We start from the raw sequence: 25503 nt of genomic DNA on the forward strand, positions 1-25503 counted from the left end.
CTCATCGCTCAGGCCCCCGGCCCCTGCGGCAGCGCGGCGACGAGCTCGCTGACGGTCGTCCCCAGATTCGTCGCGGACGAGAACAACGCCAGCATGCTCTCGACGGGTGCGAACGCGGCCAGGAGCCGGCCGAGCCGGGAGGGGGTCGCAGCCCCGGTGGCGGTGATCTCGTTCTCGGTCTCGACGAGCTCGGCGTCCAGCACCTCCAACGGCGCTGTCCGGTTGAGCCGTTCCAGATCCGCCCGCAGCTCCCGTACCTCGATGAGGAGTTGCTGCTGTGCGGGGTCGGGCTCGCGGCCCGCGTAGTTGTTCGTGGTCGCGGAGGAGTGGGCGCCGAAGGTGAGCGCGCTGCCGGTCACCACCCCGAGACGCACGCTCTGCCCGGGAACGGCGGGGCTCCCGGAGCCACCAGGACTGCCGGGGATCCCGGAGCCACCGGGGCTCCCAATGCCACGACCGCTGCCCCCGCCACTCTCGCTCTCGCTGTCACTCTCGCTGCCGCCGCCGAGCTCAGTTCCTGCCATTGCCGTTCCCTCCCTGTGCGGGACCCGCGGGCCCCGTCGCCGTCGGGCTGTGTCCGCCCGGATTCCCGTGCTGCCCGGCCGTGTTGGTGGTGGCGGCGTGCGCGCCCGCCCCCACGCCCACCGCGCTGTTGGTCACGGACCCGATGACGACCCCGCCGTTGGACACGTTGATGACCTTCTGCTCGAACTCGCCGGTCTGCCAGCCGGCCGCGTGCAGCGCTTCCTTCACCCCGCCCGCGACCCGGTCCTGCATGCTCTTGAGGTACCGGCTGACGTCCATGTCCTGGAAGAGGGAGAAGTGCGGGGCCGCGCCCAGCTCCCGTACCGACAGGTCGGGACCGTCCCTCAGCTCCTCGTCGTCGCGGTCGGTGAGGAGCTGCCAGCCGCCGATCAGCCCGCGCACCAGCGTGACGAGCGCCCGTACCGGGGTGGCCGGGGTCGAGGCGAGCGCCCCCGCGATCCGTCCCGGCACCCCGCTGTCCAGGTACCGCCTGGCGGAGCGCTCCGCGACGCGGAACTGGCGTCGCACCGGCGAGAGCACGTGCGGGGCGATCTCCAGCATCAGCATCCCGCCCTGCGTGTGCACCCGGACGAAGACGGTGACCACGACCTCCTCGCCCCAGCCGCCGACCCGGATCCGCAGGAAGTGGCGCCGGGTCTCACCGCCCTCCTCGACCGCCGCCGCCAGGCTGCCCCGTACGAAGCCGGGGTCGCCCTGGGTCTGCGCGCACGGTGGGGCGTCGACTGCGGGCATGAACACGCACTCGTCGACGGAGAGTTCGCGCAGCCGGTCGCGGACCGCGTCGCCGTGCGCCGACGGTACGCGCAGGGCCTCCAGCAGGGGGCGGATGCGGTCCAGGATCATCCGGTTGTCGACGGTCTGCTGGACGGCGTCCTCGCGGGGCCGCAGCTCGACCGCGAGTTCCCAGGTCTGAACCGGCCGGCCGGCTCCGCAGAAGGGGTCAGCCACCCCGTACATGATCAGCGGCGACTCCTGCTCGACGGCGACCAGTTGCCGCATCCGCTGCGCGCGCTGCCCGGTGAATCCCTCCGCGTCCTCCGCCCGGTCCTGGGCGCGGTCCTGGAACCGGGCCGGCTTCAGCTCCTCGGCCAGGACATACGCGAACTGCCTGCGCCGGGCGCCCACCGCGAAGGCGAGCATCGCGAAGAACACCAGGGACAGCCAGGCGAGCCGGGGCGGCTGGTAGCCGTCGAGGAGGTCAAGTCCGCCAAGGGGGTCGACGAGCCAGCCGAACACGCTTCGGAAGGGTTCCAGGACGGCGTCGAGCCAGCTCTGCTCCCCGTCGGAGCCGGCCTCCGGGTCGGCTGTGGCCCGCGCGACGAGCCACAGCAGCACATAGCCGAACATGCCGCGTCCGTACCAGCGCACGAGCAGTGCCGGCACCCGGCGCGCCCACTCGGGCCGTCGGGCCGAGCCCCGGATCAGCGGGGCCAGCGCCAGCAGTACGCACGGCACGAGCAGCGCCAGGAACAGCCCCTCGGAAAGCGTCACCGCCAGTGCCCAGAGCGCCAGCATGCCTGCCGCCCAGACGAGTTCGAGCCGCCGTGCCCGCAGCGCGTGCGCCAGGACGCGCGCGGCGTCGAAACCGTACGAAGGGGCGGTCACCCGCTCCTCGTGGACGTACAGCTCCTCGATCACCTCTTCGCGGAACCGCCCGTCCCGGTAGACCCCCACACAGAGCAGCCGGCACGCCTCGCTCAGGGCGGGGTCGACCGGCGCCCTGCCCCCGGGGCGCGCGTGCCTGCCGTCGGACGGCTGGTGGGGGACGGTTGCCTGGGTCACGGGCGGTCCTCGTTCTCCGTGAACTCCCGGGCGCGCACAGCTGCTTCACGTACCGGGTGGGGCGTGTGGGATGCGCCAGCCTAGGTCGCGAACCACACCCTGATGGACCTCTTTGATCCTGATCGGCACCGAACGAGTGGTTTTGTGGTCATACGTACGAAGCGCCGGCGCGCGGCACGCGAAGAGCCCCCGGCGGTCGTGCTGCCGGGGGCTCCTTGCGTGCTTCGGGTCAGATCAGGCCGAGCTCGCGCACCGCGTCGCGCTCTTCCTTGAGTTCCTGGACCGACGCGTCGATGCGCGTGCGGGAGAAGTCGTTGATCTCCAGGCCCTGGACGATCTCGTACTTGCCGTCCGTGCAGGTGACCGGGAAGGACGAGATGAGGCCCTCGGGGACGCCGTAGGAGCCGTCCGAGGGGATGCCCATCGAGGTCCAGTCGCCGGCGGCCGTGCCGTTGACCCAGGTGTGCACGTGGTCGATGGCGGCGTTGGCGGCGGAGGCGGCCGAGGACGCGCCACGGGCCTCGATGATGGCGGCGCCGCGCTTGGCGACGGTCGGGATGAAGGTGTCGGCCAGCCATGCCTCGTCGTTGACGACCTCGGCGGCGTTCTTGCCGGCGACCTCGGCGTGGAAGATGTCCGGGTACTGGGTGGCCGAGTGGTTGCCCCAGATCGTGAGCTTCTTCAGCTCGGAGACCGGCGTGCCGGTCTTCTTCGAGAGCTGCGAGAGCGCGCGGTTGTGGTCCAGGCGGGTCATCGCGGTGAAGCGCTCGGCCGGTACGTCAGGGGCGGCGGCCTGCGCGATGAGCGCGTTGGTGTTGGCCGGGTTGCCGACGACGAGGACGCGGATGTCGTCCGCGGCGTTGTCGTTGATGGCCTTGCCCTGGGGCTTGAAGATGCCGCCGTTGGCGGAGAGCAGGTCGCCGCGCTCCATGCCCTTGGTACGGGGGCGGGCGCCGACGAGCAGCGCGACGTTGGCGCCGTCGAAGCCGACGTTCGGGTCGTCGGTGATCTCGATGCCCTGGAGCAGCGGGAAGGCGCAGTCGTCGAGCTCCATGGCGGTGCCCTCAGCGGCCTTCAGGCCCTGCGGGATCTCCAGGAGACGCAGCTTGACCGGCACGTCCTGGCCGAGCAGGTGACCGGAGGCGATGCGGAAGAGCAGCGCGTAGCCGATCTGTCCGGCCGCGCCGGTGACGGTGACATTCACGGGAGTGCGGGTCATGGCGATCTCCGTAAGACAAGCGAAGTGGCGGGGGTCCCTGCCCCTTGTGCGGGATATCTCGATATGGAGAGATGTCCGTCCGTCAGGCTATCGCGCCGGGGACGGGCCCGATCCCCGGGTCCGTGTGGGACGGCGCACACCACGGCGGGCGCCCCGCGGGTCCCGGGACTCCGCGCGACCCGGGCCCGGACACGCCGATGGCCGCCCGCGCAGAGGGAGGAGAAGCGCGAACGGCCGTCTCGGGCTGGCGTACACCCGTGGGGGGATAGCTTCCGTCTGCCCCGGAGGGCGGCGGACATTCCCGTGACTTGCTCCGTGTCTTGCGGAATTTCCGGCCGGTCACCCTGCGCCGGTCACTCCGGACACCTCAAATGCTTCGGTTACTCCGGACGCTTCACGTACTTCGGTCACTCCGGACGCTTCACGTACTTCGGTCACTCCGGGACCGTGCAGCCCTTCGTGCCGGACGCCAGCGTCGCGCAGGCCTTCGCCTCGTCCGCCGTGGCCGCCTCCACCATCTCGGTGTAGGCGTCCGTGTCGGCGCCGACGACACCGTTCTGCCCGGCCGCCGACGCGTCCGACGAGACGGTCACCTTGTCGCCGGAACCTGCGCCGGTGATTCGGGCCCAGGCCGCGCCGCAGGTCTTGCTGTAGCGGACCTCGATGTTCGCGACGCCGACCTTCCCGCGGGCGGTCGTGGTGGCGTACTCGCCGCCGCAGCCCATCGCCTCGGGGTCCTTGCCGTCGCACGCCTTGCCGTTGCACTTGACCCCGGCGGGGAGCTTCGGCGCGGGGGCGTCGGACTGCGTCGCGGCCGGCGTCCTGCCCGCCTCGGGCTCCTTGTCCTTGTCGTCCCCGCCGGTCAGCAGGACCGCGGCGACGATCACCAGCAGCGCACCGACGACACCCGCCAGGAACATCGTCAGCTTCCGCCGCTGGCGCTGACGGTCCGGCGCGGAGTCGTGCGACGGCTGATGCGGCGACGGGGGCGAGGCGGGGCGGCCGTGACCGCCGCCCGACCCCGCCGGGGCGGAAGCGGAACGTCCGGAGGAAGCCGGGGCCGGCGGGTTGTTGTAGCTCTGGCCCTGACTGAAACCGCGCTCGAAGTCGCTCGCGAAGTCCCGCTCGTGCTCGGGGCGGCCCGGCGCGGGACGGCCCGCTGCCGGAGCACCCGTCGCGGGACGGCCGGCCCCGGGGCGGGCAGGGGCGGACGCGCCCGGTCCGGTGCGCTGCGTCAGCTCGCTCGGGATCTTCAGGTTGGTGGTCATGTCGAACGCGTCGTTGCTCGCGGGCCTCGCGGCACGCCGCTGCTGACCGGTGTCGGTCAGCTCCGGATCCGCGCCCCGCGACGCCGCGCCGGGCCCGGAAGCGGAACCGGGACGCGAGGGCGCGGCGGCGGCGCTGCCCTGCTTGCGCGGCGCCTTCGCGTTCTTCCCCGCGGGCTGCCCGAACTCACCGAGCGCGGCGCGCGCCTGGGAGATCCGGATGGCCTCCATCGTCATGTCGTGGCGCATCTCGGAACGGCTCCAGGCGCGCTCCGCGAGTTCCCACATGGTGGTGAGGTGGACGGGGTTGGTCCCGGTCACCTCGGACAGCGCGACGACCGCACCCTTGGGCGCGAGCAGCCGTCCATTGAGATAGCGCTCCCAGGACGTCTTGCTGTACCCGGTGCGGTCCGCGACGGCCGCGACGCTCAGGCCGCTGCGGTCCACGAGCCTGCGCAGCTGGTTGGCGAACTCCCTGACCTGCGGGTCGAGTCCCTCCGGCAGCGCTTTCCAACGAGGCATTGCTTCCCCCTTGTCCCCCCGTACGTTCCTGATGTGCCCCGCGCTCTTTTTCCTGCCCCCTGCCCATTCCCCCTTCGGTCCCATGCCCTTGCGGAGCAGGCGTACCCAGAGGGAAGCGCGAAGCCAGGATCTCGGTTCCTGGAGCGGGAGCGCACGGGAGCAATTCGGACCCGCGGCGCACTCCGTTGCGCGCTCCCGTTCCGATCGCCCGTACCAGTGTCCCATCGTTGCTGTGTGCGGATTGCCGAGCCCTGGTCGTTCGGTCCGGCGGCACCGCAGCGCAAGACGGTGCCACACCCGGAATAGTTCCCTCCGGCCCCTTTCTGTGGCACGGCACACATCGGCCCGTCAGCGCACCAGGCGGACCGCCGACTCCAGGACCGGGAGATTCAGCCAGGGATCCGGCTGCGTCATCATCGCCAGCATCGTGATGGACAGGCCGAGAATCCCGTACGTCACGATGTCGGTGAAGCGTGAGCGGACGGCGAGCATGCCGACCGAGGGCAGCACCCAGCGCATGACCGCGCCCGCCAGCAGCGCGAGCCCGATCAGGACCGTGCCGAGCCGGAAACCGATGCTGAACGCGTCGACCGCGACCAGCACCAGTCCGAGTCCGGTCGCCGCCAGGACGGTGAGTAGCGGCCACTGCCTGGCGGGCGCGGGTGCGTCCCCGCCCGCCGCCCGGCCGCCGCCCTCGGGGCGGGCGGTGTCCCGGGTGAAGAGAGGGAAGCGACGGGTGGTGCGCACGGGGCCGTCGGGTCCGGGCGCACTGACCACCCCCTTGGCGACGGGCTCCCCGCTGGCGTCCACCGGGAGGGACGTCCCGAACTCGGGCTCCGGCGAGGGCTCCGGCTCGGGCGAGGGGGTGGGCACCGGCGAGGGGGTGGGCTCCGGCGAGGGCGAGGCGGTGGGCACCGGCGTCGGCGAGAGCTCCGGCTCGGGCGAGGCAGTGGGCTCCGGCTTCGGCGCGAGCTCGGGCCCGCGACCCCGCTCCCCCGAGGTCTCCGGCTCCCCCGAGGGCTCCGCCTCCTGCGCAGGGCCGCGCCCCGGCTCCGTGGTGACAGGCTTCACGTCCGCCTCCACGCCCGCGTCCGCCTCCGCGCCCGCGGCCGGCGCCCCGGCCCGTCCCTGCTGGGCGTCCCGCAGGTACGGCTCGGGGCCCGTGCCCGCGCCCGTACGGTCGTCCGCTGCCTTGCCGCCCATGGTGTCGCTCCCTCTTCCCTACGAATCCCGGCCGGATCGCCCGGTCAGCCCGCGTCGACGTCGGCCGCGCGCTCGGCGGCCTCAACGACGTTGACCAGGAGCTGGGCACGGGTCATCGGCCCCACCCCGCCGGGGTTGGGGGCGACCCAGCCCGCGATCTCGGCCACACCGGGGTGCACGTCGCCGACGATCTTGCCGTTCTCGTCACGGCTGACGCCGACGTCCAGGACGGCCGCACCGGGCTTGACGTCCTCGGGCTTGATCAGGTGCGGGACGCCGGCCGCGGCCACGATGATGTCGGCCTGGCGCAGGTGGGAGGAGAGGTCCCGGGTGCCGGTGTGGCACTGGGTGACGGTCGCGTTCTCGGACTTGCGGGTGAGGACCAGCGGCATCGGACGGCCGATGGTGATGCCGCGGCCGACGACGACCACGTGGGCGCCCGCGATCTCCACCCCGTGGTGGCGGAGCAGCTGCACGATGCCGTACGGGGTGCAGGGCAGCGGGCCCGGCTCGCCGATGACCAGGCGGCCCAGGCTCATCGGGTGCAGGCCGTCGGCGTCCTTGGCCGGGTCCATCAGTTCCAGGACGCGGTTGGTGTCGATGCCCTTGGGGAGCGGGAGTTGGACGATGTAGCCGGTGCAGGCGGGGTCCTCGTTGAGCTCCCGTACGACTGCCTCGATCTCCTCCTGGGAGGCGGTCCCGGGCAGTTCGCGCTGGAGCGAGGCGATGCCGACCTGGGCGCAGTCGCGGTGCTTGCCCGCGACGTACCACTTGCTGCCCGGGTCGTCGCCGACCAGCAGGGTGCCGAGCCCGGGAGTGATTCCCCGGCTCTTGAGGGCCGCCACGCGGCCGGTGAGTTCGGTCTTGATCGCGGCTGCGGTGGCCTTGCCGTCGAGAATCTGGGCAGTCATGACCCCATCCTCGCGGATGACGGGGGTGAGGTTCCACTTGGGCCGTTCCCGGCCGGACCGCGCTTTGTCACCGGCCGGAATCAAACGTTGCACCTTGACAACGCCTACTGAATCCGGCTGGACAAAAAGCCGACGGTAATACGACGATGTGGCGCGCAGTTCCGCGGCGGCGCAGGGGGGCACACCGCTCGTTACACGTAACTTCCTCCGCTCGGACCGCATCGTCCCCAGCACCACCAACGGAGGAATCGCACGTGAGCTTCGGCGACCCCAACAACCCGTACGGCCAGCCCCAGGGCCAGCCGCAGCAGCCCCCGCAGGGTCAGCCCGGTTACGGCTACCCGCAGCAGCCGCCGCAGGGCCAGCCCGGGTACGGCTACCCGCAGCAGGCCCCGCAGGGCGTGCCGCAGCAGGGCTACGGCTACCCGCAGCAGCCCGGCCAGATGCCCCCGGGCCCCGGTGGCACCCTTCAGGCCAACAACGGTTACATCAACGTCGCGGGTCTGGGCACCGTCGAACTCGCCACGATGGGACGCCGCTTGGGCGCGCGCCTGCTCGACGGCGTGGCGATCGGCATCGTCTACGGCATCTTCACCGCCATCGGCGTCGCGGGCATGTTCGGTGCCTCGAAGAGCGTCGACGAGTGCGGCACCTACATGGACCCGGGCTACGAGTCCTGCATCAACGACGCGAGCGCCGGCATCGTCGCCACGCTGTTCGCCGCGATGGCCGTCCTCTTCCTCATCACGCTGCTCTACGAATGGCTGATGGTCTCCATCTGGGGCGCGACCCTCGGCAAGATGGTCCTCGGTGTCAAGGTCGTCAAGGAGAACACCGGCCAGGCCCCCGGCCTCGGTGCGGGCTTCATCCGCTGGATCATTCCGATGGTCGGCGCTTTCCTCTGCTACATCGGCGCCATCCTGGTCTACCTCTCCCCGTTCTTCGACAACTCGGGCAAGCTCCAGGGCTGGCACGACCGCGCCGGCGGCACCATCGTCATCAAGAAGTAAACGCTCCGGCGCGCACTTCTTCCGAGGCCGTCAGTTCCCCACTCTTTCCGGGGAATTGGCGGCCTTACGCCTTTCTCGCGTACCGAATCTCTCCTTAATCTGGCGGAGGTTGGCAGGGGAGGGTGTGCAGCATGTACAGCATCATCGTGGTTCCCGCGCAATGTGCGGGTCCCGAGGGGCAGTTCAGACTCGCGCCTGGTGAGACCCTGCGCTTCGGCCGTACACCACCGCCGGACCCGGCCACCCGGCACCTCACCCTCCGGCACGACGGAATCTCCCGTACCGCGGGGGAGATCAGGGCGAGCGGCGCCTTCTGGACACTCAGCAACCTCAGCGCCCGGCAGACGTACGTGGTCGAGAACCCGGAGGGCGCCGGCGAGCACCTCAAGGTCGCACCCGGCAGGCTGGACGCCCCCGTGCCGTTCGAGTTCTCGCGGGTGGTACTGCCCGCCGCCGGAGAACTGCTCGGCTTCGAGGTGTGGGCGCCGCGCCACGACTACGTGTCGGGCGACTCCTCCCCTGAGGGCGCGCGCACCGCTCCTGCGTTCGCCCTGGACCGTACGAAGCGGTACTTCGCCGTCCTGGCGGCGCTGTGCGAGCCCCGGCTGCGCGGTGAGCCGCACGCGCCGCTGCCGACCACCGACCAGGTGGTGGAGCGGCTGCGGCCGGGCTGGCGCGCCGCGTCCCGTACCGCCGTGCAGTGGAACATCGACTACCTCGCGGTGAAGCTCCGCCTCAAGCAGCCCCCCGAAGCGGCGGACTGCGGGCCACGCCGCAACGGCAAGAAGGAGTCCCTGGTCTCGCTCGCGCTGCGCTTCGATCTCGTACGGGAATGCGATCTGGCGCTGCTGGAACGGGAGTTGGACCCGCGGTGAGCGCGCCGTTCGCCGTCCGGGTGCCGGCCGGTTACCGGGTCGGCTGCTGGCAGGTGCGTGAACCGCTCGCCGCCGGGGCGTTCGGCAGTGTGTACGCGGCCGTGCGGACGTCCGGGGCGCCGGCCGGGCTGCCCGCCGAGGCGGCGCTCAAGTTCCTGCCCACCGGCACCCGCACCCCGCGTCAGCTGAACCATCTGCGCGAGCTCTCCCAGCGTGAGCTGGCGATGCACCGCAAGCTGTCCCGGCCACGGCTGATCCGGATGTACGAGGCGCTGACGGTGGACGACCCGGCGCGGCCGGAGCTGGACGGCGCGACCGTCCTCGTACTGGAACGCGCGGAGGGCTCGCTGGACGCACTGCTCGCCAGGGAGCCGGTGCCCGCCGCGGGCCCGGTCCTCCTGGCGCAGGTCTGCGAGGGAATACACCAACTGCACCACGCGGGCTGGGTGCACGGTGACCTCAAGCCGGGCAACGTCCTGCTGATGGCGGACGGCACGGTCCGCCTCGGTGACTTCAACCTGGCCGCCGAGATGGACGGCACCCACGCCTACGCACCCGCCTTCGCCACCCCCGACTACACACCGCCCGAGCTGCTGTGGTCGGAGATCAGCGACCACGGGCGGCAGGTCAGACCGACCACGGACGTCTGGGCGTTCGGCGTGCTCGCCCATCTGGTGCTGACCGGGAAGGCGCCGCTGCCCGGCGGGGGCGGCAGCGGCGGCGGCCCGGCCGCCCGCTCGGAGGCCCTGCTGAGCTACGCGCGCGGGGACGCGGACCTGCACCTCGACCCCGGGCTCCCCGCACCGTGGCGCCCGATCGTCACCGACTGCCTGGCCCGTACGCACGAGGAACGCTCCGCGCACACCGCCGCCGCGCTCCTGCGCCGTATCGAGGCGGTGACCGACTCGTCGCCCTCGCCCAGGCTGCCCCGGCTGCGCCCCCGTTCGCGGCGTGCCGTGCGCACGCTGTGGGGGGCCGCGCTCGCGGTACTCCTGGCGGGAGCGTCACTGGGCTTCCTGGCTCTGCGCGGCGACGGGACGGTCCCGGCGGCGGAGTACGGGGCGGCGGAGCTGGCCACCGACAAGGACGTGCCGGTGGCGTACCGGAAGCTGATCGTCGACTCGGCGCACCAGTGCGGCGAGAAGGACGTCACGCCCGCGCAGATCGCGGCGATCCTGAAGGTGGAGAGCGACTTCGACCCCGATCTCTCCGACCCGGCCAACGACGAGTTCGGCATCGCCCGCTGGACGCCCCGGGTGGTGCGGTACTGGTTGCGCAGCAACGAACGCCCCGCGACCGGGAATCCGAAGCCGCCGTTCCCGCCGGAGCAGTCCATTCCGGCGCTGGGGCGCTATCTGTGCGCCATCACCCCGGAGCTGTGGCCCGGCCTGAACGTCTCCACCCAGGTCGCGGGCGCCCTCGCGCACCGGTCGTCAGCCCGCAGGGTCAACGAGTGGGGCGGAGCGCCGGCGAAGCTCCGCCCCCACGCGGACAAGGTCGCGCACTACCTCAAGGAGTACGCCGGGTCGGGCGGCCAGGCACCCTGAGTCTTCTGAGGTACCGGGGCGCGGGCCGCGGCGGGATGGTTCTGGTGTGCCGCCGAGAGCGGCGGCACGAGGACCAGCTCTCGTACCTCACAGGGGGATTCCATGCGCAGGACCCGTTCCACGTTCATCGCTTTCGGTGCCACGGTCGCGGGGGCCGCGGTACTGCTGGCGCCGGGCACCGCCCAGGCCGGCACCCCGGCCGAGGCAGCCCCGGCCGCCGCTTCCCGGTCCCTGGCCCAGCCGCATTCCCAGCCGCAGTCCCAGCCGCAGTCCCAGCCCCAGGTCCAGATCCAGGGGAAGTACTACTTCAACACCTGGCGCGACGCGTACAGCTACGCGTCCCCGACCACCGCCGCCGTCAAGAAGGGCGTCCTCTACGCGGGCAGCAACTACTTCTACTGCCAGGCGAAGGGCCAGCCGCACCAGGACGAGGCGAACAACAAGAACGACTGGTGGGCGAGGACCGACGACGACAAGGGCAACAAGAACGTCTGGGTGAGCGCCACCGCGTTCAGCAAGGGCGGCGACTGGGAGCCGATCCCGGGGCTGCCGCGCTGCTGACGGACCGCACCCGCACACCCGCACACCCGTACATGACGGAAGCCGTGCTCCTCGGGGGAGGGCACGGCTTCCGTCACACGTGCGGCGGGCACGGCGGCCGGGCACGAGCGGCCCGGCCGTCAGCGGTGTCAGTGGAAGAAGTGACGCGTACCGGTGAAGTACATGGTCGCGCCCGCCTTCTTCGCGGCCTCGACGACCAGCTCGTCACGTACCGAACCGCCCGGCTGGACCACGGCCTTGACGCCGGCCTCCAGCAGGATCTCCAGCCCGTCGGGGAACGGGAAGAAGGCGTCGGACGCGGCGTACGCGCCGCGGGCCCGCTCCTCGCCGGCCCGCTCCACGGCGAGCTTCGCGGAGTCGACGCGGTTGACCTGGCCCATGCCGACGCCGACGGATGCGCCGCCCTTGGCGAGCAGGATCGCGTTGGACTTCACGGCGCGCGAGGCCTTCCAGGCGAAGGCGAGCTCGGCCAGCTCCGCCTCGCCGAGCGCCTCTCCGGTGGCGAGCGTCCAGTTCCGCGGGTCGTCGCCGTCCGCCTGGAGGCGGTCGGTGACCTGGAGGAGCGCGCCGCCGTCGATCGGCTTGACCTCGACGCGGCCGGCCGGGGCGTCGGCACAGCGCAGCACGCGGATGTTCTTCTTGCCGGCGAGGATCTCGACGGCTCCGTCCTCGTAGGCCGGGGCGACGATGACCTCGGTGAAGATCTTCGCGACCTGCTCGGCCATGGCGACGGAGACCGGGCGGTTGACGGCGATCACGCCGCCGAAGGCCGAGAGCGGGTCGCAGTCGTGGGCCTTGCGGTGGGCCTCTGCCACGTCGTCCCCGACCGCGATGCCACACGGGTTGGCGTGCTTGATGATCGCGACGCAGGGCTCGGTGTGGTCGTAGGCGGCGCGGCGGGCGGCGTCCGTGTCGGTGAAGTTGTTGTAGCTCATCTCCTTGCCGTGCAGCTGCTCGGCCTCGGCGAGACCGCCGTTGCCGTTGACGTAGAGCGCGGCGCCCTGGTGCGGGTTCTCGCCGTACCGGAGCACGTTCTTACGGGTGTAGGTCTGCCCGATGAAGTCGGGAAAGCCGGAGTCGTCGGCGGCGGCGCCGTGCTCATCAGTGGCTCCGCCACGGGCTTCCGCGAACCAGCCCGCCACGGCCACGTCGTACGCGGCGGTGTGCTGGAAGGCCTCGCCGGCGAGGCGCGTGCGGGCGGTGAGGTCGAACCCGCCGTCCCGCACGGCGGCCAGGACGTCCGCGTACCGCGCCGGGCTGGTGACGACGGCGACCGACGGGTGGTTCTTGGCGGCGGCGCGAACCATCGAGGGGCCGCCGATGTCGATCTGCTCGACGCACTCGTCGGGCGACGCACCCGAGGCGACGGTCTGGCTGAACGGGTAGAGGTTGACGACCACCAGGTCGAAGGGCTGGATCTCCAGCTCGTCGAGCTGGCGGCGGTGGTCCTCAAGGCGCAGGTCGGCGAGGATGCCGGCGTGCACGCGCGGGTGCAGGGTCTTGACCCGGCCGTCCAGGCACTCGGGGAAGCCGGTGAGCTCCTCGACCTTGGTGACGGGCACCCCGGCGGCGGCGATCCTCGCGGCGGTGGAGCCGGTCGACACCAGCTCGACGCCCGCCGCGTGGAGGCCCTGGGCGAGCTCCTCAAGACCGGTCTTGTCGTAGACGCTGATCAGCGCGCGACGGATGGGCTTAAGCACCGTGCTCACGAATTCGTACCTTTCGTCCCTCTATGCGGTAGCCGTGTCGGGCCAGACGCCCCACGACCTCGACGAGCAGCGTGCGCTCGACTTCCTTGATCCGCTCATGGAGAGCGGATTCGTCGTCCTCATCGCGGACCTCGACCACGCCCTGGGCGATGATCGGGCCGGTGTCGACGCCGTCGTCGACGAAGTGGACCGTGCAACCGGTGACCTTCGCGCCGTACGCGAGGGCGTCACGGACGCCGTGGGCACCGGGAAAACTGGGCAGCAGAGCGGGGTGCGTGTTGACGCACCGGCCGCCGAACCGGGCGAGGAACTGCTCCCCCAGGATCTTCATGAACCCCGCGGACACCACGAGATCGGGCTCGTACGCGGCGATGGCCTCGGTCAGCGCCGCGTCCCACTCCTGCCGCGTCCCGTGGTCCTTCACCTTGCGGACGAAGGTGGGGATGCGGGCCCGCCCGGCCCGCTCCAGCCCGGCGATGGAGTCGCGATCGGCGCCGACCGCGACGATCTGTGCCCCGTAGCCGTCGTCCGCCGCGATGGCGTCGAGCAGCGCTTGGAGATTCGTACCAGAGCCCGAGACGAGGACCACCAGACGGGCGGGCCGCCCGTCGACGGGCGGGAGAACAGGCGGGAGAAGGGGTGCGGAGGGGGGCGGGGAGGCCACGGCGGGTCTCTTTCTCGCGGCTCGTGCGGTTTGTGTGGTCGTACGAACGAAGCACACCCCGCCGTACGGGGGACCCTACGAAGGCGCCGACCGCTCGCAACGATACCGGCACACCGGGCCGCCCCCACGGGACGGGTGCACGCGCGGAAGGTAGCGTCAGGGCAGGACTCCGCCCCGGCTCCGTACGGGGCCGACAACAGGTCGGCCACAGGCGCGGAATTCCACACGACATACGACCTTCCGCGCCGGAGGGTCCGAGGGGAAGACGTTCACCAGATGACGGACCGACGCCGCCGCGCGGCTCTCCTCCGCCGCCCGCTCCCACTGCTGCTGCCGCTCCCGGCCGACGGAGGGCCGGCGCGGGTGCCGCTGCCACTGCTGCGCGAACGCAAGGGCGGCGGGGACACGGAAGCGACCCCGGGCGCGGGAGGGGTCGGAGGCGGGGGCACGGGTGAGGGCTCGGATGCCGGCTCCGACGCGGGCCCGGAGAGCTCCGGCACCTCGGACCCCACGGGCACGTCCGGTGCCTCCGGTCCCTCCAGCACGTCCGGTGCCTCCAGCACGTCCGGTGCCTCCGGTGCCTCCAGCACGTCCGGTGCCTCCGGTGCCTCCGGTGATGACAACCCGTTCGCGGCGCCGCCGGAGGGTCGCCCGGACCAGCCCTGGACGCCGCGCAAGCCGGCGGGCGACAACGCCTCCGAACCCGACAACGCGGGTTCCGGCGGCGGCGGTTGGGGCAGCAGGTGGAGCGACCGCCAGCCCCCGGGACGCGGCAGCGGCTTCGGTGGCGCCGGTGGACCGGGCGACGCGAACGAGACCGGCCGCGGCCAGAAGGGCCCCGAGGGGGGCGAGGGCGGCGGTCCCGGCGCGGGCCTGCGCTGGGACCCGACGGACCCGGCACAGCGCCGCGCGAGGTACGCGCTGCTGGCGGGCATGTGGGCGTTCTTCTTCGCCCTGTTCACCCAGCGGGAGATCTCGCTGCTGCTGGGGGCGCTGGCCCTGTACTGGGGAATCAGCGCGCTGCGCAGCAAGCAGCCGAAGCCGGACGCGACGTCGGCCTTGACGGGCGGCCAGGCCAAGCCCGCGGCGGCCCCGGCCAACACCAGGCAGCAGACGACTGCTGCGGTGAGTGGTCTGGTGACGGCGGTACTGGCGCTGCTGATCGTGGCGACGACGTTCACGGTGCAACTGGTGTACCGGGATTACTACACGTGCGTCTCGGACTCCCTGACGAAGTCCGCCCAGGTGGCCTGCAACGATGAACTCCCGAAGTCGCTGGTTCCGGTGTTCGGGGTGAAGGAGTAGGGACGGGACCACGACGGTTGGACCACCTCAGCCCGTGCGGGCCACTTCAGCCCGTCCGGGCCACTTCAGCCCGTCCGGCGTTTGAGGACGCGCGGCGCAGCCGTGCACGGGCGCCGTCGGACCACCTCAGCCCGTCCGGCGTTTGAGGACGCGCGGCGCAGCCGTGCACCGGGCGTCCGGACCTACTTCAGCCCGTCCGGCGACTGAGGACGCGCAGCGTAGCCGTGCACGGGCGCCGTCGGACCACCTCAGCCCGTCCGGCGTTTGAGGACGCGCGGCGCAGCCGTGCACCGGGCACGGCCCGGGACGCCGGCCCCCACCGGCCTCCCGAGGTTCCCCCCGCCCCGCGGCCAGCGGTTTAGGGAAGGGGCGGGGAGGGGCACAGCCCGCCGCAGGCGCAAGCCCACCCGCACCTCACCTCTCCTCCCCTCCGTCCCCCTCCCCCAACTCCGCATCCCCGTCCGGCAGGACACCCCGCACCGGCGGAACAATCACCGCCGGAGGACCGTCCGCCCCACCGGGCAGAACCCCCACCGCAGCCGGCTGCGACAGTCCGGACGACGCCCCCGGCAACTGTGGCAACGGCGATGACTCCGCTGCATACGGCACCGGCCGCGCCGGCGACTGCGACTGCGACTGCGACGAACCCCCCGACCCCACCGTCGGCGCCCCCCAAGCCGCCTCCCTGAGCGCCGCCCGCCGCACCTCCCGGGCCCCGCTCTCATGCCACGCGGCCTGGGCCACACCCGACCCGGCCCCGTCCCGGACCGCCCCGCCCCGGGCCGCCCCACCCCGGGCACCCACACCCCGCGCACCCCCACCCCGGGTAGCCCGCTCTCGGACCACCTCCTCCCCCTCCTCGTCCCGCCACCCGCGGACCCACCAGATCGGTGACCTCTCCCGCACCCGCCACCCCCTCAGCAGCAAAGCCCCCGGCACCCCCACCCCGAGCAGCCACGCCAGCGCTCCCAGCCCCGCCCTCCACCACACGGGCCCGAACTCGGCCAGCCGTTCCGTGCCGAGGGGGCCGCCGGACGCCGCCGCCAGCAGGGCCGTCGCCACGGCACAGCCCAACGCCGCCAGTGCCGCCGTGCCCGCGGTTCTGCGCCGCCCCCACGCCTCTTCCCGTACGACGTACGCAGGTGCGGCCACCCGTACCGTGAACCAGGCGACCGTCAGCCCGGCGAGCAACGGGACGGCCACCACGGCCCAGTTGAGGGCCGTGCCCCGGCCCTGGCCCGGCATCGCGGCCAACAGCGGGAAGTGCGGCAGCACCGCGGGGCCCGCTCCCGTGAGCGGGGTCACCAGCGCGTCGGTACCCACCGCGAAGCCGGTGCCGATTCCGTACGAGGCGGCCCAGACGGCCGAGTTGGGGACCAGCGCCAGCGCCAGCAGCAGTACCGCCAACCGGCCCGACCACTCCCCCGCGAGCTGCAGGAACGACTCCTGCGCGAGGTCCGCGTGCCACACCAGTGAGGCCCCGACGGCCAGTGCCCCGCCACCCAGCAGAACCGCGGTTCCGGCGGCGGCCGCACGCGCCGCCGTGGTGAGCCGAGGGCGTACGAACTCACGCCGCACGCCCTCCGGAACCCAGCCGGGCAGCGGGCCGTGCGGTCGCCCGTACGCGGTCCACACCCCGGCGCCGGCGGCGAGAGCCACGACGACCGGCAGGTACAGCGCGACGCTCCAGGGCGTGGCGGGCAGCGGGCCCCCGGCCGCGTACAGGGTCGCCGCGCCTGCCACCGCGAGGTACCCGAGGGTCACGCCGCCGAAAGCGGCCCGGCCGGAGGGCGGGGTCCGCGGCTCGGCGCCGTCCTCGTCGCCGCCGTCCTCCACGGCGTCGCGCGCTGCCCGGTGCGCGAGCCAGAGCGGAAGCACGGCACACAGCATCGGGGTCAGCCCGACGGGCGCGGCGACACCGCTCAGCGTGTCGGACCGTACGAGGTCCGCGCCGTGCGCGAGCAGCCACAGCCCGGCGGCGACGCGCAGTGCGGCTCCGGCGCCGGCGTCCGGGTAGGGCGAGCTGATCCACAGCACCATGACGAGTACGGCGGACGCCGCGAGCCCCAGCCCGGCGGCCAGCCCACCGCGCACCAGGCACACGGCCAAGCCGGACGGCCGATTCCGCGCACCGACGGCCCCCATGGCGCCCACGGCCCCCGCGGCCCCTTCGGACTCCACGGACTCCACCGGCCCGGCAGCGCCGACACCCTCAGCAGCTCCGGGGCCCACCTGCGCCCCGGTCGCCCCGAGGACCCCGGCCGCCCCTGCGGCAGACCCGGCGCCGCCCTCGTACACAGCTTCGTACTCGACCTCGGACTCGCCCTCGGGCTCGTGCGGGTGGTCGGTCACTGGATTCGGGTTCACCCGGCCATGCTGCCCACGACACGCGCCAACTTCGCGTAACGGGGTAACAGCCGACGTGTCGCTCAATATACGTTTATGTACTTTTTCGACCGGTATACGACGACGGGAACCGCGGGGATCGCAGGAGTGACGGGGATCGCGGGAATCACGGAGGTGCTGCCATGAACCGCCGTACGAAGACCACGCCCCCTCCCTCACCCGCACCCACCCCCTCCCCCGCCACCCCCGGGCTGCCGCTCCCGAAGGATCGCCGCAGACTCCGCGAGGCGAAAGCACTGTCACAGAACCAGGTGGCGGCGATCGTCGGCGTGACGCGGGAGACGGTCCGTTCCTGGGAGACGGGCCGCACCAGCCCGCGGGGGCGTAAGCGTGAGGTCTACGCACGCCTGTTGGCCGGCATCGACGAGGAGATCGCCACCAGGGGCGAAGCCACCCCGGTTCGCACGGCGACACCCCACCCCCTGCTCCACGAACCGGCCGAACAGGCCGCACAGCCCCAACAGCCCCAACAGCCCCAACAGCCCGACTCGACCGCGCAAACGGAGCCGACCGACAGGGCCGCACAGACCGCACAGGCCGCACAGGCCGCACAGGCCGCACAAATCAAGCCGACCGCACCGGCCACACCGGCCACACACGCAAAGCCGACCGCCCCTGCCGACACCGCCGCCACCCCCACCGCCCCCACCGCCGCCGAGCTCGACGCCCTCGTGGCCGAGCCGTCCATCGGCCACGAGGCCACCCCCGCCCAGGCCTTCGACAGCCTCTACGCCCACACCGCCCCCTCCCTCGTCCGCCAGGCCTACCTGCTCACGGGCCGGCGCCGGCTCTCCCACGAGTCGGTGGAGCGCGCCTTCCACCTCGCCTGGCAACGCTGGCCCGAGGTGGCGACCGACCGCGATCCGGCGGGCTGGGTGCGCGCGGCGGCGTACGAGTACGCGATGTCCCCCTGGCACCGCCTGCGTCGCGGGCACAGACGCATCGACGCCCCGGGCGAGGGCACCGAGAAGGGCGGTCGGACCGGCACAACAGCCACCGACGGGGCAGCCGGCACCACCCCCCACCCCGCCGGCACCCAAGGCTCCGGGCCCGGCCACCGAGCCCTTCTCCACGCGCTCCTCGAACTCCCGCCTCCGTACCGCCGCACCCTCCTCCTCTACGACGGCCTCGGCCTGGACCTCCCCGAGACCGCCGCCGAGACCGAAGCCAGCACCCCCGCCGCCGCGAACCGCCTGGAGCACGCGCGTACCGTCGTCGCGCAGAGGCTCCCGGAACTGGCCGAGGTCCCCGCCCCCGCAGACCGGTCCGCCCTGCTGCAGGAACGTCTCGCCAACCTGGCCATGACCCAGCCGGCGGACAATCTGCCGCCGGGGGAGGCGGTCCGGAGGCGGAGCGAGCGCAGGACCCGCTTCTGGACCCGGGCGGCCATCGCGTTCACCACCCTGATCGTCGGCGCGACGGCGTTCACGCTCTCGACGGCCCCGACGCAGTACGAGGCGCCGCGTCCGCCGGGCGAACCGGTCGGCGGCGTACCGGCGCACAGTGGACCGCAGCGCCTGAGCGCGTACGACATGCAGCTGCGCGCCAGGCTCAACGCCGAACCCGAGAACGGCCCGCAGCGCCTGGTACCGCAGTCCCGCTGAACCGTACGGACATGCGGAAGGCCCGCACCCCTGGAGTTCGCCACTCCGGGGTGCGGGCCTTCCGCGCGAGCGTGTGCCCGACCGGCGCGAGCGCCGGCGTGCTGCTCGCTTTCAGCTGCCAGCTGTCAGCTGTGTACTGTCTGCTGTCAGCCCGCGAGGATCGCGCGCGCCAGCTTGGCGGTCTCGGTCGGCGTCTTGCCGACCTTGACGCCGGCGGCCTCAAGGGCCTCCTTCTTCGCCTGGGCGGTGCCCGACGAACCGGAGACGATCGCGCCCGCGTGACCCATCGTCTTGCCCTCGGGGGCGGTGAAGCCCGCGACGTAGCCGACGACCGGCTTGGTGACGTTCTTCGCGATGTAGTCGGCCGCGCGCTCCTCGGCGTCGCCGCCGATCTCGCCGATCATGACGATCAGGTCGGTGTCGGGGTCCGCCTCGAACGCGGCCAGCGCGTCGATGTGCGTCGTACCGATGACCGGGTCGCCACCGATGCCGACGGCCGTGGTGAAGCCGATGTCACGGAGCTCGTACATCATCTGGTACGTCAGCGTGCCGGACTTCGAGACCAGGCCGATGCGGCCCGGCTTCGTGATGTCGCCCGGGATGATGCCGGCGTTGGACTGGCCCGGGGTGATGAGGCCGGGGCAGTTCGGGCCGATGATGCGGGTCTTGTTGCCCTTGGCCGAGGCGTACGACCAGAAGGCGGCGGAGTCGTGCACCGCGATGCCCTCGGTGATGACGACGGCGAGGGGGATCTCGGCGTCGATCGCCTCGACGACGGCGGCCTTGGAGAAGGCCGGCGGCACGAAGAGGACGGACACGTCGGCGCCCGTCTTCTCCATGGCTTCCTTGACGGAGCCGAAGACCGGGACCTCTGTGCCGTCGAAGTCGACGGACGTGCCGGCCTTGCGCGGGTTCACGCCGCCGACGATGTTGGTGCCGTCGGCCAGCATGAGCTTGGTGTGCTTCATGCCCGTGGCACCGGTCATGCCCTGGACGATGACCTTGCTGTCCTTGGTGAGGAAGATAGCCATGGTGTTTGGAGTCCCTCTTCCTTACTTCGCAGCTGCGGCGAGCTCGGCGGCCTTGTCGGCCGCGCCGTCCATGGTGTCCACGCGCTGTACGAGCGGGTGGTTGGCGTCGGAGAGGATCTTGCGACCCAGCTCCGCGTTGTTGCCGTCGAGACGGACAACGAGGGGCTTGGTGACTTCCTCACCCTTCGACTTGAGCAGCTCCAGGGCCTGCACGATGCCGTTGGCGACCTCGTCACAGGCGGTGATGCCACCGAAGACGTTGACGAACACGGACTTGACGTCCGGGTCGCCGAGGATGATCTCCAGGCCGTTCGCCATGACCTCGGCGGAGGCGCCGCCACCGATGTCGAGGAAGTTGGCGGGCTTGACGTTGCCGTGGTTCTCACCGGCGTACGCGACCACGTCGAGGGTGCTCATGACGAGCCCCGCGCCGTTGCCGATGATGCCGACCTCGCCGTCCAGCTTGACGTAGTTGAGGTTCTTGGCCTTGGCGGCAGCCTCGAGCGGGTTGGCTGCGTCCTTGTCCTCAAGGGCCTCGTGGTCGGCCTGGCGGAAGTCGGCGTTCTCGTCGAGGGACACCTTTCCGTCCAGGGCGAGGATCCGGCCGTCCTTGGTCTTCACCAGCGGGTTGACCTCGACGAGGAGGGCGTCCTCGGCGACGAAGGTGTCCCACAGCGTCACCAGGACCTCGGCGACACCCTCGGCGACGTCGGCCGGGAACTTCGCCTGGGCGACGATCTCGCGGGCCTTCTCGATGGTGACGCCGTCGTTGGCGTTGACCGGGACCTTCGCGAGGTCCTCGGGGCTGTTGGCCGCGACCTCCTCGATGTCCATGCCGCCCTGCACCGAGGCCATGGCCAGGAAGGTGCGGTTGGTGCGGTCGAGGAGGTACGAGACGTAGTACTCGGCCTCGATCTCCGGGGACAGCTCGGCGATCATCACCTTGTGGACCGTGTGGCCCTTGATGTCCATGCCGAGGATGTCCGTCGCACGGGCGACGGCCTCGTCCGGGTTCGCGGCGAGCTTCACGCCGCCGGCCTTGCCACGGCCGCCGACCTTCACCTGAGCCTTGACGACGGACTTGCCGCCCATCTCCTCAGTGGCCTTGCGCGCCGCCTCAGGCGTGTCAATGACTTCACCGGCCAGCACCGGTACACCGTGCTTGGCGAAGAGGTCCCTCGCCTGGTACTCGAACAGGTCCACGCGCGTCCGTCCCTTTTCTGAAGATCGCGGGTTCTGGTGATCGCGTTGCGTTCAATGCGATGGGCGTGCCGCGAAGGCAACGTGACGGCGCTGTCACAAGGGAGGCGTACACGGTGTCCGGTACGCGGCATGTCCGTCTCGCAGGTTATCCCCGCCGGACGTGGGTCCCTAAATCGCAGGTCACACCTGAGCGGTGATACCTGTCACAGAGTGCCACGCAGAGCCATGATCGGTGTCACGCAGTGTCCGAACACGTCCGCTCCCGTCCGATCGCGCCGGGTTCAGGCGGCGTCCGGTACCGGGATCGGACGCTTTTCGATCGCGGCGGCCATGACCTCGGGAAAGAGGTCGGGGGTACAGGCGAAGGCGGGCGTGCCGAGGGCGGCGAGGGCGGCCGCGTGCTCCCGGTCGTAGGCCGGGGCTCCTTCGTCCGACAGCGCGAGCAGCGTGACGAACTGGACCCCGGAGGCCTTCATCGCGGCGACCCGCTTCAGCATCTCGTTGCGGATGCCTCCTTCGTACAGGTCGCTGATCAGCACGACGACCGTGTCGGCGGGCCGCGATATCTGGGACTGGCAGTAGGCCAGCGCCCGGTTGATGTCGGTGCCGCCGCCGAGCTGGGTGCCGAACAGCACGTCGACCGGGTCGTCCAGCTGGTCGGTGAGGTCGACGACCGCGGTGTCGAACACGACGAGTCTGGTCTCGATCGACCGCATCGAGGCGAGTACCGCGCCGAACACCGACGCGTAGACCACGGACGCCGCCATCGACCCCGACTGGTCGATGCAGAGGACGACCTCCTTCTTGACCGCCTGGGACGCCCTGCCGTAACCGATCAGCCGTTCCGGCACGATCGTGCCGTGCTCGGGGAGGTAGTTCTTCAGGTTGGCGCGAATAGTGCGGTCCCAGTCGATGTCGCGGTGCCGGGGCCTGTTGACCCGGGCGCTGCGGTCGAGAGCTCCGGTGAGCGTGGCCCTGGTACGGGTGGCGAGGCGCCTCTCCAGGTCCTCGACCACCTTGCGCACCAAGGCCCGCGCGGTCTCCTTGGTGGACTCGGGCATCGCCTTGTTCAGCGAGAGGAGGGTGCCGACCAGGTGGACGTCCGCCTCGACCGCCTCCAGCATCTCCGGCTCCAGGAGCAGCGCGGACAGGCCCAGCCGGTCGATCGCGTCGCGCTGCATGACCTGGACGACGGAGCTGGGGAAGTACGTCCTGATGTCCCCGAGCCAGCGGGCGACGGCCGGCGCGGAGGCGCCGAGTCCGGCGGACCGGTCACCGCCGCGCCCGGTGCGGGAGGCTCCGGTGCCGCCGTAGAGGGCGGTGAGGGCGCCGTCCATCGCGGCGTCCTGCCCGGTGAGTGAGCGGCCCGTGCCGTCGGCCGCGTCCCCGCCGAGCACCATGCGCCAGCGCCGCAGCCGCTCGTCGACCGCCGGGTCGGTACTGCCGGTGGTGGACGTCATGAGGTGATGGCTCCCGTCGGGTCGGCCTGGTGGTCTGTGTGCGGGTTGGCCCGTGGGTCGGCCTGGTGGTCGGTCTGCGGGTTGGCCGGGTGATCGGCCTGGTGGTGCGGTCGGTCGGTGCCGAGCAGCAGGCGCAGCACGGGCAGTACGGCGTCGGCGCGCTCCTCGTCCAGTACGGGGCCGAAGCCTGGCGGGCCCGCGGCCTCCCCCGCGCCCGATCCGTGGCCGGCGCCCGCCGGTGCGGGTCCGCGCCTGATCAGTTCGCCGAGGGTGCGGCGGACGCCCGGTTCGTACGCCGAGAACGTGCGCCGCAGCAGCGGCAGCACATCGGTGAACGCGTCCGGTGACACCGCGGTGAGCCAGCTGTCGACGAGGCCGAGGAGGCGTTCGTCGTGGATCAGGAGCATGCCCGAGCCGGCTGCTCCTCCGACGAAGCCCTCGATCCAGGCCGCGGCGTCGGCGGGCGGGGTGCCCGGTGAGAGGGCGAGCCCCATGAGCCGGGCCGCGTCCTCCTCGTCGAGCCGTCCGTCGTCGAGGAGGAGACGGACGGCCCGGCCGCGGACGACACCGGCGACGGTGTCCCGGTCGGCGAGGCGGCGAAGCACCGAGGCCCAGCGGACGCGCAGGTCGTGCCCCCGGCCGTCGCCGCCCGAGGGTTCGCCCGCGGGTTCGAGGAGGCCGATCGCGCCGTGGACCTCGTCGACGTGGGCGCGCATCTCGGCGGCGCCGTCCGCGTCGAGGCCCGTGCAGGCGGGCGGCAGGCCGACACATATCCGTTCGGCGAGGCCCGCCGCGACCTCCGCGAGTCCGGCGGTGCCGGTGCCGCGCACATCGCCGTAGCGCAGGGTGCGGGCGAGGGCGGGCAGCGCCTGCGCGAGGTGACCGACGTCGCTGTCCAGGGCGGCGCGGTCCGCGAGGGCACGCATCACCACCGGGAGCGCGCCGGACAGTTCGGCGAGCAGGCACTGCTCGGCGAGCGCGGTGATGTCGGCGAGGGCGGTCGCCGAGCCGGCCCTGGACTCCGCCTTCGCGGTGGCCGCGGTGAGGACGGTGGTGCCCCACACCCCGGCCTCGGCGACGCGCACGGACAACTCCGGCTCCCAGCACAGCCGCCAGCTCTCCCGGAAGGTGCCGGTGCTGCCCCGGGAAACGGCCGCCTCGCCCCAGCCGACGTCGAGCAGGCGCAGCCGGTGCAGGAGACGGCTGCGGTCGGCGTCGGTGTCCTTGCGCAGGTCGAGTTCCAGCTCGCGCTCCGTGGCCTCCGGTTTGAGGCGCAGGGCGCGCTGACGGCGGGTGAGGTCGCGTTGCAGCGGTACGGCGGGCGCGGAGTCCGGAACCTCGCCGAGCACATCGCCGACGATCAGCTTGTCGTGCACCAGCGAGAGCGGCACGTCGGAGCCCTCGCACATCACCGCCCTGATCGCGTCGGTCGTCTCGGAGAGCCCCGCCAGCGGCCGGCCGCGCATCACGGCGAGGGTCTCGGCGAGCCGGACGGCCTCGATGACGTGGGCGGAGGAGACAAAACGGTCCTCGTCGCGCAGCAGTCCTGCGACCTTGGTCATCCAGCGCACGACCGGCCGGTCCTTCGCCCCGAAGAGGTGCCCGTACCAGCCGGGCGAGTCGATACCCGCCCCGTACCCGCTGCGGCGGGCGAGGCGGCGGTGGGTCCAGGGCACCCAGGTCAGCTCGGCCTTGACCTTGGGCAGCCCCTTGAGGAGGGCCCGGTCGGCGGCGAGGGTCGGCGGCTTCCCCGCCAGCGCGGGAACGTGCCAGGCACCGCAGACCACGGCGGTCTCGTCCCCGAACTCCTTCCTCGCCGCGCGCAGTTGCAACCGCATGTGGGCCTCCCGCACGAGGTCCCGGCGGTGCCCTCCGTGCCCGTACTCCTGGCGCAGTGCCCCCATGGCCTCGGCGACGGCATCGAAGGGGGCGAGTGCGTCGCCTTCCCGGGCGCCGCGGTGCTCGACGACGTCCTCCCACCAGCGCTCCGGGTCGTCGTACCCGGCGGCCTCGGCAAGGACGGCGAGCGGATCCACCGCGAGGTCCGCGGCGTTGGGGACCTCGCCGCTGGGGTCCACGGCGTTGGGGACCTCGCCGCTGAGGTCCACGGCGTTGGGGACCTCGCCGCTGAGGTCCACGGCATTGGGGTCCACGGCGTTGGGGACCTCTTCGCCGCGGTCGCCGGTGTTGGGGTCCGCGCCCGGGGCCTCGCCGCCGGGGATCTCGCCGCCGGGAGCCGCGGTGTTGGGGTCCGCGTTCGGGACCTCCCCGCCGGGGCCCGCCGTGTGGGGCCGTGCGGCGTTCGGGGCCTCGTCGCCATGGCACCCTGCCGAGCCGGGCTCCTCGCGGGTCGCGAGCGAGTGGGCGGCCGGGAGGTCGATGAAGCGGACCGGCACCTCGTGTGCCAGCGCCCAGCGGATGGCCACCCACTCCGGCGAGAACTCGGCCAGCGGCCAGAACGACGCCCGGCCCGGGTCGTCCACCACGTGCCCGAGGAGGGCGACCGGCGGTCGCATCTGCGGGTCGGCGGCGAGCGGCAGCAACGCGTCCGCCTCCGGCGGCCCTTCGACCAGGACGACACGCGGCCGGGTGGCGTCGAGCGCGTCCCGCACCGCGCGTGCCGAGCCGGGCCCGTGGTGGCGGACCCCCAGCAGCCAGGGGCCGGGCGGCACCGAACCGC

19 protein-coding genes are annotated in these 25503 nt (G+C 72.4%); 6 read left to right on the top strand and 13 right to left on the bottom strand.

The window, feature by feature from the left end:
- Window positions 1–8: 8 nt before the first annotated feature.
- From ACIQM4_RS07765 to ACIQM4_RS07790, 6 genes are all read right to left on the bottom strand, one after another.
- Window positions 9–524 (bottom strand): hypothetical protein, encoded by a 516-nt coding sequence (locus ACIQM4_RS07765; protein WP_401587452.1) that lies wholly within the window; start codon window positions 522–524, stop codon window positions 9–11.
- Window positions 511–2328: a hypothetical protein gene (locus ACIQM4_RS07770; RefSeq protein ID WP_401587454.1), complete on the bottom strand. Its 1818-nt coding sequence runs from the start codon at window positions 2326–2328 to the stop codon at window positions 511–513. Before ACIQM4_RS07770 ends, ACIQM4_RS07765 begins: the two co-directional genes overlap by 14 nt.
- A 229-nt stretch (window positions 2329–2557) precedes the next feature.
- On the bottom strand, window positions 2558–3547 hold the full coding sequence (locus tag ACIQM4_RS07775) for a malate dehydrogenase (protein ID WP_401587456.1): 990 nt from the start codon (window positions 3545–3547) through the stop codon (window positions 2558–2560).
- 434 nt (window positions 3548–3981) lie between these two features.
- Window positions 3982–5334 (bottom strand): DUF2690 domain-containing protein, encoded by a 1353-nt coding sequence (locus ACIQM4_RS07780; RefSeq protein WP_401587458.1) that lies wholly within the window; start codon window positions 5332–5334, stop codon window positions 3982–3984.
- Window positions 5335–5682: 348 nt separating this feature from the next.
- Complete coding sequence (locus tag ACIQM4_RS07785; RefSeq protein WP_401587460.1) at window positions 5683–6537, bottom strand: DUF3017 domain-containing protein; 855 nt, start codon at window positions 6535–6537, stop codon at window positions 5683–5685.
- A gap of 44 nt (window positions 6538–6581) precedes the next feature.
- On the bottom strand, window positions 6582–7448 hold the full coding sequence (locus ACIQM4_RS07790; RefSeq protein WP_401587463.1) for a bifunctional methylenetetrahydrofolate dehydrogenase/methenyltetrahydrofolate cyclohydrolase: 867 nt from the start codon (window positions 7446–7448) through the stop codon (window positions 6582–6584).
- 254 nt (window positions 7449–7702) lie between these two features.
- Between ACIQM4_RS07790 and ACIQM4_RS07795 the strand changes: the two genes are divergently transcribed.
- The 4 genes from ACIQM4_RS07795 (at window position 7703) to ACIQM4_RS07810 (ending at window position 11441) form a co-directional block, all read left to right on the top strand.
- A complete protein-coding gene (locus ACIQM4_RS07795; protein WP_401587465.1) occupies window positions 7703–8458 on the top strand; it encodes an RDD family protein in 756 nt (251 codons plus the stop codon).
- Between the two features lie 131 nt (window positions 8459–8589).
- Window positions 8590–9333: an FHA domain-containing protein gene (locus tag ACIQM4_RS07800; protein WP_401587468.1), complete on the top strand. Its 744-nt coding sequence runs from the start codon at window positions 8590–8592 to the stop codon at window positions 9331–9333.
- The gene (locus ACIQM4_RS07805) at window positions 9330–10880 is read left to right on the top strand and encodes a protein kinase (RefSeq protein WP_401587471.1); all 1551 of its coding nucleotides are present in this window, start codon (window positions 9330–9332) and stop codon (window positions 10878–10880) included. Before ACIQM4_RS07800 ends, ACIQM4_RS07805 begins: the two co-directional genes overlap by 4 nt.
- Window positions 10881–10982: 102 nt before the next feature.
- Complete coding sequence (locus tag ACIQM4_RS07810) at window positions 10983–11441, top strand: hypothetical protein (RefSeq protein ID WP_401587474.1); 459 nt, start codon at window positions 10983–10985, stop codon at window positions 11439–11441.
- Window positions 11442–11569: 128 nt separating this feature from the next.
- On the opposite strand, the gene purH is transcribed toward ACIQM4_RS07810, so the two are convergent.
- Window positions 11570–13150 carry a bifunctional phosphoribosylaminoimidazolecarboxamide formyltransferase/IMP cyclohydrolase gene (purH, locus tag ACIQM4_RS07815; RefSeq protein WP_401587477.1) on the bottom strand — a complete coding sequence of 527 codons (1581 nt, stop codon included), beginning with the start codon at window positions 13148–13150 and terminating at the stop codon, window positions 11570–11572.
- Window positions 13134–13814, bottom strand: a complete 681-nt coding sequence (gene purN, locus ACIQM4_RS07820; RefSeq protein WP_401587480.1) for a phosphoribosylglycinamide formyltransferase — start codon at window positions 13812–13814, stop codon at window positions 13134–13136. The genes purH and purN overlap by 17 nt, the downstream gene beginning before the upstream one ends.
- A 276-nt stretch (window positions 13815–14090) precedes the next feature.
- On the opposite strand from purN, the gene ACIQM4_RS07825 reads away from it, so the two are divergent.
- Complete coding sequence (locus ACIQM4_RS07825) at window positions 14091–15119, top strand: hypothetical protein (protein ID WP_401587482.1); 1029 nt, start codon at window positions 14091–14093, stop codon at window positions 15117–15119.
- Window positions 15120–15533: 414 nt separating this feature from the next.
- Here the strand turns inward: ACIQM4_RS07825 and ACIQM4_RS07830 are convergent, their stop codons facing one another.
- On the bottom strand, window positions 15534–17486 hold the full coding sequence (locus ACIQM4_RS07830; protein ID WP_401587485.1) for a DUF6350 family protein: 1953 nt from the start codon (window positions 17484–17486) through the stop codon (window positions 15534–15536).
- A gap of 161 nt (window positions 17487–17647) precedes the next feature.
- Here ACIQM4_RS07830 and ACIQM4_RS07835 point away from each other — a divergent pair, with 161 nt between their 5' ends.
- The gene (locus ACIQM4_RS07835) at window positions 17648–19129 is read left to right on the top strand and encodes a sigma factor-like helix-turn-helix DNA-binding protein (RefSeq protein WP_401587487.1); all 1482 of its coding nucleotides are present in this window, start codon (window positions 17648–17650) and stop codon (window positions 19127–19129) included.
- 146 nt (window positions 19130–19275) lie between these two features.
- On the opposite strand, the gene sucD is transcribed toward ACIQM4_RS07835, so the two are convergent.
- The 4 genes from sucD to ACIQM4_RS07855 form a co-directional block, all read right to left on the bottom strand.
- Complete coding sequence (sucD, locus tag ACIQM4_RS07840) at window positions 19276–20160, bottom strand: succinate--CoA ligase subunit alpha (protein ID WP_401587490.1); 885 nt, start codon at window positions 20158–20160, stop codon at window positions 19276–19278.
- 21 nt (window positions 20161–20181) lie between these two features.
- Complete coding sequence (gene sucC / locus ACIQM4_RS07845) at window positions 20182–21363, bottom strand: ADP-forming succinate--CoA ligase subunit beta (RefSeq protein ID WP_401587493.1); 1182 nt, start codon at window positions 21361–21363, stop codon at window positions 20182–20184.
- 281 nt (window positions 21364–21644) lie between these two features.
- Window positions 21645–22823, bottom strand: a complete 1179-nt coding sequence (locus tag ACIQM4_RS07850; protein ID WP_401587496.1) for a vWA domain-containing protein — start codon at window positions 22821–22823, stop codon at window positions 21645–21647.
- Window positions 22820–25495, bottom strand: a complete 2676-nt coding sequence (locus ACIQM4_RS07855; protein WP_401588215.1) for a DUF5682 family protein — start codon at window positions 25493–25495, stop codon at window positions 22820–22822. The genes ACIQM4_RS07850 and ACIQM4_RS07855 overlap by 4 nt, the downstream gene beginning before the upstream one ends.
- Window positions 25496–25503: the final 8 nt, after the last annotated feature.

This window comes from Streptomyces sp. NPDC091272, assembly GCF_044757485.1.
Classification (GTDB): domain Bacteria; phylum Actinomycetota; class Actinomycetes; order Streptomycetales; family Streptomycetaceae; genus Streptomyces.